Source organism: Pseudomonas sp. IT-P171 (assembly GCF_949767765.1).
GTDB classification, from domain to species: domain Bacteria; phylum Pseudomonadota; class Gammaproteobacteria; order Pseudomonadales; family Pseudomonadaceae; genus Aquipseudomonas; species Aquipseudomonas fluorescens_B.
Window position 1 is genome coordinate 214,063 of the sequence record NZ_CATKQN010000055.1, and the last position, 12,288, is coordinate 226,350.

A 12,288-nucleotide genomic window follows, 5' to 3' on the forward strand; every position below is an offset into this window, starting at 1 on the left:
CCTTTCTTAAAGCGACGAGTATTTCTTGCGCAGACGCTGACGAATCAGTTCTGCGAGGGTGTTCATGACGAAGGTGAACAACAGCAGCACCAGCGCGGAGAGGAACAGCACGCGGTAGTGGCTGCCGCCGACTTCCGATTCGGGCATTTCCACTGCGACGTTGGCCGCCAGCGTACGCAGACCTTCGAACAGGTTCATTTCCATGACCGGGGTGTTGCCGGTGGCCATCAGTACGATCATGGTTTCACCGACCGCACGGCCCATGCCGATCATCAGCGCCGAGAAGATGCCCGGGCTGGCGGTGAGGATCACCACCCGCGTCATGGTCTGCCACGGCGTGGCACCGAGCGCCAGGGAACCGAGGGTCAGGCCGCGAGGCACGCTGAACACGGCGTCTTCGGCAATGGAGTAGATGTTCGGGATCACCGCGAAGCCCATGGCCAGACCGACCACCAGTGCGTTGCGCTGGTCGTAGGTGATGCCCAGGTCGTGGGAGATCCACATGCGCATGTCGCCGCCGAAGAACCAGTTCTCCATGAACGGGCTCATGTACAGCGAGAGCCAGCCCACAAACAGGATCACCGGGATCAGAATCGCACTCTCCCAGCCATCCGGCACTTTCAGGCGAATGGACTCAGGCAGGCGACTGAAGACGAAGCCGGCCACCAGGATGCCGATCGGCAAGAGCATCAGCAGGCTGAAAATGCCCGGCAAATGCCCTTCTACATAAGGCGCAAGGAACAGGCCGGCGAAGAAACCGAGGATCACCGTCGGCATCGCTTCCATCAGCTCGATCACCGGCTTGACCTTGCGACGCATGCCCGGGGCCATGAAGTATGCGGTGTAGATCGCCGCAGCGACGGCCAGTGGAGCGGCCAGCAGCATGGCGTAGAACGCGGCTTTCAGGGTGCCGAAGGTCAGCGGCGACAGGCTCAGCTTGGGTTCGAAATCGGTGTTGGCGGCGGTCGATTGCCAGACGTATTTAGGCTCGTCGTAGTTCTCGTACCAGACCTTGCTCCACAGCGCGCTCCACGAAACTTCCGGGTGCGGGTTGTCGAGCAGCAGCGGTTGCAGCTTGCCACCCTGCTCCACGATGATGCGGTTGGCCCGTGGTGACAGACCGAAAAGGCCTTGGCCATCGACGACCTGATCCACCAGCAAGGTGCGGTGCGCGGTACTGTGGAACACGCCAAGCTTGCCGGAGGCGTCGAGGGCAATGAAGCCTTTGCGACGTTCTTCGGCGGTGATTTCAACAATCGGCGTGGTGCCCATCTGGAAGGTGCGAATCTGCTTCAGGCGCAGCTCACCATCCGGATCGCGGGCCATGAACCACTGGGCCAGACCACCCTTGGAGTCGCCGAGGATCAGCGAGATACCGCCCACCAGTTGGGTGCTGGCGGTAATTTCGGCATCGCCGTTTTCGAGCAATTTGTAGCGACCATTGAGGCTCTTGTCGCGCAAGCTGAACACGTCGGCTTGCGCACGGCCGTTAATCACATACAGCCACTGCTGACGCGGGTCGACGAAGATGTTCTTCACCGGCTCGGTCATTTGCGGCAGCTCGATGCGCTTCTGCTCGTTGGTGACTTCGCCGGTCATCATGTTTTCTTCGCTGGTCAGCGAGAGCACATTGAGTTGCGAACCGGTGGAACCGACCAGCATCAGGGTCGAATCCGTGGCGTTGAGGCTGACGTGCTCCAGCGCACCGCCCGCTTCGTTCAGCGCGATCGGCGTTTCGCCGTACGGGTATTCGATCGCCGGCGAGATGGTTTTCTTGCCATCCGGATAGCTGACTTTATAGGTGTGACGGAACACCAGCGCCTGACCGTTGGACAGACCTACCGCGACCAGCGGATGGCCGGGCTGGTCTTCGCCGATGGAGGTCACGGTGGTGCCGGCCGGGATCGGCAGATCGACGCGCTTGAGTTCAGCGCCACTGTCGATGTCAAAAAACAGCGCCTGCCCTTTGTCGGAAACTCGCATGGCGACCTGGTTCTGCTCTTCCAGAGAGATCATCAACGGCTTGCCGGCGTCTTGCATCCAGGCGGGCGTGATGGATTCCTTGGCGGTCAGGTCGGCACCCTGGAACAGGGGGAAGACAACGTAGGCGAGGAAGAAGAAGATCAACGTGATCGCGCCAAGAACGGCAAGGCCGCCCACGAGGACGTACCAGCGGGTCAGGCGATCCTTGAGCGCGCGGATGCGACGCTTGCGTTGCAATTCAGGCGTATTGAAATCAATTCGCTTGGGGGGATTTGTAGTCATGGTGGAATTGGCCAGATCATTCATGCGCACACCCTAGCGATCCTGTATGACAGAAAGATGACAATGCAGTGACGCAGCAAATCCGCCGCCAGCGGGAACTGGCAGTGGACCAAAAAATTGGGGGGGGTGTAGGAGCAGCCTCGGTTCCCTCGACAGCTCCTACACAGGTCCGGGGTTTACCCCGGACCTAAGGTGTTACTTCTTTGCGACGCTACCGCCTTCTTGCAGACCCAGGTCAGCCAGTGCTTTTGCAGCAACCTTGGCTGGCAGTGGGATGTAGCCGTCTTTCACTACAACTTCCTGACCCTGTTTGGACAGAATCAGTTTCACGAACTCGGCTTCCAGCGGGGCCAGAGGCTTGTTCGGGGCTTTGTTGACGTAAACGTAGAGGAAACGCGACAGCGGGTACTTGCCGTTCAGGGTGTTTTCTTCAGTGTCTTCGATGAACTCAGTGCTGCCTTTCTTGGCCAGAGCCACTGTCTTCACGCTAGCGGTTTTGTAGCCGATGCCCGAGTAACCGATGCCGTTCAGCGAGGAGCTGATCGACTGCACGACCGAAGCCGAGCCTGGTTGTTCGTTGACGTTTGGCTTGTAGTCGCCTTTGCACAGGGCTTCTTCTTTGAAGTAGCCGTAGGTGCCGGATACCGAGTTACGACCGAACAGTTGAACCGGCTTGTTGGCCAGGTCGCCCGTCACGCCCAGATCACCCCAGGTTTTCACGTCGGTTTTAGCACCGCACAGACGAGTCGAGGAGAAGATCGCGTCGACTTGCTCCATGGTCATGTGCTGGATCGGGTTGTCTTTGTGCACGAAGACAGCCAGGGCGTCCACGGCAACCGGGATAGCGGTTGGCTTGTAGCCGTATTTGGTTTCGAAGGCCTGCAGCTCGTTGTCCTTCATCTTGCGGCTCATCGGGCCCAGGTTAGCGGTGCCTTCAGTCAGCGCAGGTGGCGCGGTAGAAGAACCAGCAGCCTGAATCTGGATGTTGACGTTCGGGTATTCTTTTTTGTAGTTCTCAGCCCACAGGGTCATGAGGTTGGCCAGGGTATCGGAACCGACGCTGGACAGGTTGCCCGACACACCAGTGGTCTTGGTGTAGCTCGGGATAGCAGGGTCAACAGCGGCAACCGCGTTGGCAGTCGCAACGCCAGCAGCGACAAAAGTCATTGCCGCCATCAAACGCTTCAGTTTCATGCCTTACTCCTAGCAGATAGGGTGTGTTAGTCGGGGCCAAGTATCAGCAGGCCGTGTGAACACTCTATGGCTGAAATATGACAATTGGATGAAAGGCCAGCATTCGAGTTTTTACCGGATAATTCATGCGCCCTGATCGCCAGCAGGCTGGCTCCCACTTTGGAATGCATTTCAATGTGGGAGCCAGCCTGCTGGCGATTGGGGCCGGTATAGCTACAGACAATTTAGGGATCAGCGCCCCTTCTTCCAGAGATACGCCCCCACCAGGATCCCGACCCCGCACAGAACCGCGACGTAATACGCCGGGCCCATCGGGCTCTCCTTGAGCAGCAGGCTCACGATCATCGGCGTCAGGCCACCGAAGATGGCGTAAGCCACGTTATAAGAGAACGACAGGCCGCTGAAGCGCACCACCGGCGGGAATGCCTTGACCATGACATACGGAACCGCGCCGATGGTGCCCACCAGCAAGCCAGTCAAGGCGTACATAGGGAACAGCCAGTCAGGATGCTCGGCCAGGCTGTGGTAGAAGGTCCAGGAGCTGGCCAGTAACGCAGCACAGCCGAACACGAACACCCGGCCTGCGCCGAAGCGATCTGCCAGGGCACCGGCAATGATGCAGCCAACGCTCAGGAACACGATCGCCACGCTGTTGGACTGCAGGGCGGTGGTCGCCGAGAAGTGGTGAACCGTCTGCAACACGGTCGGGGTCATCAAAATCAACACCACGATGGCAGCGGACAGCAACCAGGTCAGCAGCATGGAAATCAGAATCGCCCCGCGATGGTCGCGCAACACAGCGCGCAGCGGCACTTCTTCGGCCAGGGCCTTGCGCAGTTGCAGTTCGGCGAACACTGGCGTCTCGTGCAGCCAGCGGCGCAGGTAAACCGAGAACAGACCAAACACGCCACCCAGCAGGAATGGGATCCGCCATGCGTAATCCGCCACTTCCACCGGCGTGTAAAGGCTGTTGATCGCCGTGGCAACCAGTGAGCCCAGGAGGATGCCCGCGGTCAGACCGCTGGTCAGGGTGCCGCAGGCGTAGCCGATGTGCCGCTGCGGCACGTGTTCGGAAACGAAGACCCATGCGCCAGGCACTTCACCGCCAATCGCCGCGCCTTGAATCACGCGCATCAGCAGCAACAGGATCGGCGCCCACATGCCGATCTGCGCGTACGTCGGCAGCAAACCCATGATCAGGGTCGGCACCGCCATCATGAAAATACTCAGGGTGAACATCTTCTTGCGACCCAACAGGTCGCCGAAGTGCGCCATCACAATGCCGCCCAGCGGCCGCGCCAGGTAGCCGGCGGCAAAGATGCCGAAGGTCTGCATCAGGCGCAGCCACTCGGGCATATCGGCCGGGAAGAACAGCTTGCCGACCACCGTGGCGAAGAACACGAAAATGATGAAGTCGTAGAACTCCAGCGCGCCGCCCAGGGCGGACAGCGATAAAGTCTTGTAATCATTGCGGGTCAACGGACGTGCGGGCTGGGTCGGCTGCGCGATGCTCGAGGGCGCTGTGGTCATGGCAAGGCTTCTCTAATAGTCGGATCTGCAACCCCAACAACGCTGGCGGAGGCTTGGGCAGGTCCGGCACGATAGCAAATTGTTCGAAAAAGCACATAGAGGTGCGTATTTGACGGTCAAAATGAGAACCGGACGGTCGTCTCGGAGTCTACCGATCGATATACTCGCGATCTTGAACAGCTTGAAAGGGTTGCTGTGCGAAGACGCTGCTGGCCAACCAGTCGATTTCGCAGAGTTTCCCTTTAGGCGCCTCACGAAAAACGTGACGAACGTAGTATGTTCGGGGCTGAATCGTTTTTCCTTGAGACGGCTATTCACCTGAAGTACCAATGAAGAGTCACGGGTCAGAGGCACCCCCGGCATGATAGAGCTCGAACAAGAAGATCCAATCCCGCAAGGCGACCTGGCCCTGCAAATCACCGCGCTTCCTCGTGAAACCAACGGTTTCGGCGATATTTTCGGCGGCTGGCTGGTGGCGCAGATGGATTTGGCCGGCACCGCAATGGCCAGCAAAGTCGCTGGCGGCCGGGTGGCTACCGTGGCGATCGATCGCATGGCGTTCCTGGTTCCGGTGGCGGTGGGCGCTCAGCTCTCCTTCTATACCCAGGCACTGGAAATCGGCCGCAGCTCGATTCAGATGATGGTCGAAGTCTGGAGCGACGATCCGCTGTCGAGCGAGTGGCGTAAAGTCACTGAAGCCGTGTTTGTGTTTGTTGCCATCGACGGCAGCGGTCGCACCCGTTCGGTTCCGCCACGCGCGCGTTAAACACGGCGACCGTTTTGCGGTCCATAGCTGCCATCGTTCCCGATCGAGAGTTGCCCCATGAGCACGCCCAACGTTGAAGCCGTAAAACTGGATGAACTGAACTGCTGGCGCATCCGCCACGGTCAGGCCGAATTGCTGGTGGCCCAGCAAGGCGCGCACATCCTGAGTTATCAATTGGCTGGCCAACCGCCGCTGATCTGGCTCAACGACGAGGCTGTGTTCAAGACCGGCAAGAGCATCCGCGCCGGCGTGCCGGTGTGCTGGCCGTGGTTCGGCAACCTTTCGCGCAACCCGCAGAGCGTCCAGGCGATGCGCGTCAGCAACGAACCGCCGACCGCCCACGGCTTTGTACGGGCGATGGACTGGGAGCTGGGCGGCATCGAAACCGAAGGGGAAAGCCTGAAGGTGGAATTTGTCCTGCCCTACCCCGAAGGCGGCTTTCCGGGCTGGCCGCATCAGGTGGATTTGAAGTTGAGCATTCGACTGGATGAGCAACTGCACATCAGCCTGACCAGCCACAACCAGGGCACCGATACCGTCACCATCAGCCAGGCGCTGCACAGCTATTTCGCGGTCAGCGACGTGCGCAATGTGCACGTTGAAGGGCTGGATGGCTTGAATTACATCGAGACCCTGGAAGACTGGAAAACCAAGACCCAGACCGGTGACCTGCGCTTCACCGGCGAGACCGATCGCATCTACCTGAACACCCCGGCGAAGCTGAGCATTGTCGATCCGGCGTGGGAGCGGCACATCGAGCTGACCAGCAGCGGTTCGCGCACGGCAGTGATCTGGAACCCGTGGATTGATCGCGCGGCGGCGTTCAGTGATATGGCAGACGATGGCTGGCAGCGCATGCTGTGCATCGAGACGGCGAATGTGATGGATGATGTGATCACGCTGAAACCGGGCGCCACCCACACCCTCGGTGTGAACATCGCCAGCACACTTCTCTAATCAACACCGCAATACGAACTGTGGGAGCCAGCCTGCTGGCGATGGTGTCATGTCAGTCAACTTGAAAGTGCCTGACGGACCGCTATCGCCAGCAGGCTGGCTCCCACAGTTATTTTGGCTGGCTGCTAGAGATCTGATTCCTGCACCACCCGAACTTTCGCCGCATCCAGCGCATACGCCGCATCGGCCAGATCGTTGTTGACCTTCTCGATCTTCAACGTGCCGGTCACCCAGAGCGGCGTGTAGATATCATCCAGCTTCAACCCTTTCGGATAGCGCACCAGCACCAACTGGTTAGGCGGCGGTGGCGGCACGTGGATGCAGGCGCCCGGATATGGCACGAGGAAGAACAGCGTGCTGCGGCCCTTGGCGTCTGATTCCAGCGGCACCGGATAACCGCCGATACGGATGTTCTTGTCGTTCATCGACGGCACGGTTTTGGTCGAATACATCACCGCCGGCAAGCCCTTGCTCTGCTTCATGCCACCCTTTTCGGTAAAGGTGCCATTGGCTTCGGGGGAGTTGTGATCGATTTCGGGCATGGCCTCGAGGGCTTTCTGGTCCGACTTGGGCATCAGTTCGAGCCAGTCGGTCTCCGGCAGTTCGCCGGCATGGGCAAGGCCCGAACCCAGTAGAAGAAGAGTCAACAGAAGACGGCGCATGAAGGTGCTCGGCAAGAGAAAGGACGGTAGAACGCCGAGCATTCTAGCCCTCCCTGCGTGCGGCGCAGAGAGGGCTTTGTCGCCTGGATCAGTTCTTTTTGATCAAGCCGTAGATCACCAGCAATACCACGGCGCCAACCAGCGCACCCAGGAAGCCTGCGCCCTGGCCGGCCTGATAGAAGCCCAGGGCCTGACCGCCGTAAGTGGCCGCCAGCGAACCGCCGATACCGAGCAGGATGGTCATGATCCAACCCATGCTGTCATCACCCGGTTTCAGGAACCGGGCCAGCAGGCCGACAATCAAGCCGATAAAGATGGTTCCGATAATTCCCATGGCATTTCCCTCTGATTGGTTGGTCATGCGAAAGACTAGTCAGACTTTCGCATCCTGCCATGAGAGAACGGCGGCCCCTGAATGGTTCCGCCGCCGCCACATGAAACTGTTTATTCGGCGATCAGCGCTTCGACCTTGAGGATCTGTGCCGCCAGTGTCTCGCGGTCTGCACAACGCAGGTTGGCGTGACCGACCTTGCGGCCGACCTTGAACGCTTTGCCGTAGTGATGCAGATGGCAATCGGCGATGGCCAGGACTTTTTCGGTCTCTGGCACTTTGCCGATGAAGTTGAGCATCGCGCTCTCGCCCACCTTGGCCGTCGACCCCAGCGGCAGACCGGCAACGGCCCGCAGGTGGTTTTCGAACTGGCTGCATTCGGCGCCTTCGGTGGTCCAGTGCCCGGAGTTGTGAACGCGCGGCGCAATTTCGTTGGCCTTCAGGCCACCGTCGACTTCAAAGAACTCGAACGCCATCACGCCAACGTAGTTCAACTGCTTGAGCACGCGGCTGGAGTAGTCTTCGGCCAAGGCTTGCAACGGGTGGTCGGTGCTGGCTACGGACAGTTTGAGGATGCCACTGTCGTGGGTGTTGTGAACCAGCGGGTAGAACTTGGTTTCGCCATCGCGGGCACGCACGGCAATCAGCGACACTTCGCCGGTGAACGGCACGAAGCCTTCCAGCAGGCAGGCAACGCTGCCCAGTTCAGCGAAGGTACCGACCACGTCTTCAGCGGTGCGCAGGACTTTCTGGCCCTTGCCGTCGTAACCCAGGGTGCGGGTTTTCAATACGGCTGGCAGACCGATGGAGGCCACGGCGGCCTCCAGATCGGCTTGCGACTGGATGTCGGCGAACGCCGGGGTGGGAATCCCCAGGTCCTTGAACATGCTCTTCTCGAACCAGCGATCGCGGGCGATGCGCAGGGCTTCGGCGCTCGGGTAGACCGGGACGAACTGCGACAGGAATGCCACGGTTTCGGCCGGGACGCTTTCGAACTCGAACGTCACCAGATCGACTTCTTCGGCCAGCTGACGCAGGTGATCCTGATCGCCGTAATCGGCCCGCAGGTGTTCGCCCAACGCGGCTGCGCAAGCATCCGGCGCGGGGTCCAGGAAAGCGAAGTTCATGCCCAGCGGAGTACCCGCCAGCGCCAACATGCGACCCAACTGGCCGCCACCGATTACACCGATCTTCATCGTCAACAACCTCAGGCGATGCGTGGGTCTGGATTTTCCAGGACGCTGTCTGTCTGCTCAGCACGGAAGGTTTTCAGCACCGCGTGGAACTGCGGGTGCTTGGCGCCAAGGATACTCGCCGACAGCAGCGCTGCGTTGATTGCGCCTGCCTTGCCGATGGCCAGGGTGGCGACCGGAATGCCCGCAGGCATCTGCACGATGGAAAGCAGCGAATCGACGCCCGAGAGCATCGACGACTGCACCGGAACGCCCAGCACCGGCAGGTGGGTCTTGGCCGCACACATGCCTGGCAAGTGGGCCGCGCCACCGGCACCGGCGATGATCACCTCGATGCCACGCGCCTCGGCCTCTTCGGCGTACTGGAACAGCAGGTCCGGGGTGCGGTGGGCAGAGACCACTTTCACCTCATAAGGGATGCCGAGCTTTTCCAGCATATCGGCGGTGTGGCTAAGGGTGGACCAATCGGACTTGGAGCCCATGATCACGCCAACCAGTGCACTCATCGTCGTGCCTCTTCTCTCTGGGCGCCCGCAGGCGCGTCAAAAAACAACAAGCCACGCAAAATGCGTGGCTTGATTGTACGAAAAATGGCCGGACGAACCGGCCGAAGGCCGCGCAGTATACCTCAATGAAGCGGATAAACAGCCCCCGAAACGACCATCTGTCATACGGCACAAAGTGCCGGTTTTATTGACTTGAAGGTCAAGAGCGCACAGAGCCCACCGCCGCCCTTCAGGGCAATAACCCCCTCGCTGACCAATGCGCACAAGAAGTTCCATTTATCACTTTAAAACACCAAGTAATAAATAAGGGATATCAACAAGTTTAGATCCGGAAAAAACTCGTGCTATATATAAAGCGGCACCAAACTAACGTGCCACTTACTTAATCAATGACCCCTCTTAACGCCCTCAACCAAATCACCGAGAGCGATTTTTCCACGAGCCTTGATCATGCACACTTTATTAAAAGCACTACTGACACTTGTCACCACCTTGAGCATCCATATCTGTGCCCATGCAGCAAATGACAATACACTCAAAGACGATCCTTTTAATCCGATCCGGATTTTCGTCATCTTCCATGACGATGTTCCTGAATCGAAACGAAACTTAACCTACGTTGATCGAATTCGACCCTTTGTCATCGAGTTCAAGCGTATCACTGGCCGCGACATCTCAGTGGTCTTCGATCGGAACCGCCCACCCTATACCAACTTCAACTACAAATCTGACACCCCCCATAAAATGTTTGAAGAGTGGAAAAAGCTCAGCTGGGAATATAAAAAAGAACGACACAAAAACAACGAGTTTTTGTCTTCTCGCAATGACCGGATTCTCTTGATCACCAACGATTATATCAATGGCAGTCCGCTAATGGGCGGCATCGGAGGGCTCGCGACTCTACCCGGACACTCCGCGATCGCCTCGTTTGAACAAGGGCAGGCAATAGGGCATGAACTCGGGCATACCTTTAATGCACGCCATGACGACAGCGAAATTATTTATAACGGATGGTGGTGTGAAACCTTTATGTTCCCGGAATCGTTTGTACTTCGCTCTAATTGTTATGTTTTTAGCCAAGCAAACGAAAAACGTATCAAGGCCTATGTCGACAGCCTGTATTGAAAGTTCCACGACGGCCCTCTCCCACCCCAACAATGAATAACAACAAGGAAAACCGCATGAAACACATTAAAACCAATCAAGCAAAAAAACCTATACTTTTAATTGTTTTTATCCACGACGACCTGGACGGGTACGATGAAGGAAAACTTTACGACGACCACTTCGCCTGGCTGAAAACCGAGCTTGAGCATATATCCGGTCGTGGCGTCACAATCATCTTCAGCTCTAAAGCCACGTCTCCGGGAATGACCCATTACCATTACAAAAATGAAAGTGTTTACGATTCAGGTCAGGGCTGGAAAGCAATGGTTAAAGAGTTTACTTCGAAGGTGGAGGAGAGCCGCCCTTATGATCCAGACCTCAATAAATTCCTCTTGTTAACTCGCAGCCCAATCAACAGCAGCGTTGCCGGCGCCGCGATCGAAAAAGGCCAGAGTGGAATCGCTTCGATATTTTATTACATGGCACCCGCCCACGAGGTGGGCCACATGTTCGGGGCCACCCATGACGATGCGGACGTGATCTATGACGGCTGGTGGCATGACACGGTCATGAAAGCTGACTGGGCGACCACGTTTCGTGGCAATGCCTACCGTTTCAGCGACAAGAACCGAGAGAATATTCGTCACTACCTCGATCAGTTCGACTGAAACACCGGTGAGCTGACCATCGGGTGCGAGCCTTTTGCATGGGCTTGCACCCGACTCAGGAAGCGGGGCTAGCCGCCCCGCCTTCCAGCTTGCGCCACAACAATCGCACGTTCGCCTTGCGCACCAGTGCGCAGCGGTAAAGACGAATCTCCAGCGGCACATGCCATTGCGGGCCGCCACAGACCACCAGTTCACCACGAGCCAATTCGGCCCGTACGCTCAGTTGCGGGACCCAGGCAATCCCCAACCCTTCCAAGGCCATGCTTTTCAAGCTGTCAGCCATGGCGGTTTCGTACACTGTGGTAAACCTCAGCGCACGCTGGCGCAGCAAGCCGTTCACCGAACGTCCGAGAAACGCTCCGGCGCTGTAGGCCAACAAAGGAACGCTGGCTTCGCCCTCCAGATCGAACAGCGGCTTGCCATTGGCATCCGCCGCACACACCGGCAGCATTTCCGTGTGCCCCAGATGCAGAGACGGAAAGATCTCCGGGTCCATCTGCATGGCGGCGTCAGGGTCATAGAACGCCAGCATCAGATCGCACCCGCCTTCGCGCAATGCATGCACCGCGTCGCCAACGTTGGTCGCCACCAGCCGTGTAGCAATGTTCAAACCTTCATTACGCAACTGCGCGATCCAGCGCGGAAAGAAGCCCAATGCCAGGGAGTGGGCGGCGGCGACCTGCATCACTTCACCCTGCCCGCCTTCCAGATGGTGCAGGTGGCGCAGGACTTCGCCGAGCTGCTCGACCACGGTCCGTGCGGTGACCAGGAACAACTGCCCCGCCGCCGTCAACTCGACCGGCGTGCGCGAACGGTTGACCAGTTGCAGCCCCAGTGCGGCTTCGAGGCTGCGGATCCGTCGGCTGAACGCCGGCTGCGTCACGAAGCGGCGTTCCGCAGCCTGGGAGAAGCTGCGGGTGGCGGCCAGGGCACTGAAGTCCTCAAGCCATTTACTTTCCAGATTCATCACGTCCTCCCGGACACGCACCAAATTAGGTCACACGCTCGCCGCACACACGGCGTCACACGGGCATTATGCCGAATATGCATAGGCCAGTGTTTAACAGCATTGGCCGAAAACTCTCCACAAGCCTAGCATTTGCGGTGTT

General features: G+C 58.5%; 12 protein-coding genes. 4 read left to right on the forward strand and 8 right to left on the reverse strand.

From position 1 onward, the window contains the following. Positions 1 to 6: 6 nt before the first annotated feature. The 3 genes from ACM6I5_RS23260 to ACM6I5_RS23270 all read right to left on the reverse strand — a co-directional run bounded on the left by ACM6I5_RS23260 (position 7) and on the right by ACM6I5_RS23270 (position 4,989). Positions 7 to 2,040, reverse strand: coding sequence for an ABC transporter permease subunit (locus ACM6I5_RS23260; protein WP_193393012.1), 2,034 nt, complete (start codon positions 2,038 to 2,040; stop codon positions 7 to 9). A 420-nt stretch (positions 2,041 to 2,460) separates the two neighbouring features. Continuing rightward, positions 2,461 to 3,459, reverse strand: a complete 999-nt coding sequence (locus tag ACM6I5_RS23265; RefSeq protein ID WP_017341559.1) for a phosphate ABC transporter substrate-binding protein PstS — start codon at positions 3,457 to 3,459, stop codon at positions 2,461 to 2,463. Between the two features lie 231 nt (positions 3,460 to 3,690). After that, entirely contained in the window at positions 3,691 to 4,989 is a 1,299-nt protein-coding gene (locus ACM6I5_RS23270; protein WP_017341560.1) for an MFS transporter, read from the reverse strand. Positions 4,990 to 5,350: 361 nt separating this feature from the next. Here ACM6I5_RS23270 and ACM6I5_RS23275 point away from each other — a divergent pair, with 361 nt between their 5' ends. Then, positions 5,351 to 5,755, forward strand: coding sequence for an acyl-CoA thioesterase (locus ACM6I5_RS23275; protein WP_007896491.1), 405 nt, complete (start codon positions 5,351 to 5,353; stop codon positions 5,753 to 5,755). 57 nt (positions 5,756 to 5,812) lie between these two features. Beyond that, complete coding sequence (locus ACM6I5_RS23280; protein WP_414880362.1) at positions 5,813 to 6,712, forward strand: D-hexose-6-phosphate mutarotase; 900 nt, start codon at positions 5,813 to 5,815, stop codon at positions 6,710 to 6,712. 125 nt (positions 6,713 to 6,837) lie between these two features. Here the strand turns inward: ACM6I5_RS23280 and ACM6I5_RS23285 are convergent, their stop codons facing one another. The 4 genes from ACM6I5_RS23285 to purE all read right to left on the reverse strand — a co-directional run bounded on the left by ACM6I5_RS23285 (position 6,838) and on the right by purE (position 9,404). Then, entirely contained in the window at positions 6,838 to 7,374 is a 537-nt protein-coding gene (locus ACM6I5_RS23285) for a DUF3299 domain-containing protein (protein ID WP_414884846.1), read from the reverse strand. A gap of 88 nt (positions 7,375 to 7,462) precedes the next feature. Further along, positions 7,463 to 7,708: a GlsB/YeaQ/YmgE family stress response membrane protein gene (locus ACM6I5_RS23290; protein ID WP_017341563.1), complete on the reverse strand. Its 246-nt coding sequence runs from the start codon at positions 7,706 to 7,708 to the stop codon at positions 7,463 to 7,465. Between the two features lie 110 nt (positions 7,709 to 7,818). Further along, entirely contained in the window at positions 7,819 to 8,901 is a 1,083-nt protein-coding gene (locus ACM6I5_RS23295) for a 5-(carboxyamino)imidazole ribonucleotide synthase (protein ID WP_414880361.1), read from the reverse strand. Between the two features lie 11 nt (positions 8,902 to 8,912). Next, a complete protein-coding gene (gene purE / locus ACM6I5_RS23300) occupies positions 8,913 to 9,404 on the reverse strand; it encodes a 5-(carboxyamino)imidazole ribonucleotide mutase (RefSeq protein ID WP_017341565.1) in 492 nt (163 codons plus the stop codon). A 450-nt stretch (positions 9,405 to 9,854) separates the two neighbouring features. Here purE and ACM6I5_RS23305 point away from each other — a divergent pair, with 450 nt between their 5' ends. Further along, a complete protein-coding gene (locus tag ACM6I5_RS23305) occupies positions 9,855 to 10,529 on the forward strand; it encodes a hypothetical protein (protein ID WP_017341566.1) in 675 nt (224 codons plus the stop codon). Positions 10,530 to 10,585: 56 nt separating this feature from the next. Continuing rightward, positions 10,586 to 11,179, forward strand: a complete 594-nt coding sequence (locus tag ACM6I5_RS23310; protein WP_017341567.1) for a hypothetical protein — start codon at positions 10,586 to 10,588, stop codon at positions 11,177 to 11,179. A gap of 55 nt (positions 11,180 to 11,234) precedes the next feature. On the opposite strand, the gene ACM6I5_RS23315 is transcribed toward ACM6I5_RS23310, so the two are convergent. Next, a complete protein-coding gene (locus ACM6I5_RS23315; RefSeq protein WP_017341568.1) occupies positions 11,235 to 12,146 on the reverse strand; it encodes a LysR substrate-binding domain-containing protein in 912 nt (303 codons plus the stop codon). Between the last annotated feature and the right edge of the window lie 142 nt (positions 12,147 to 12,288).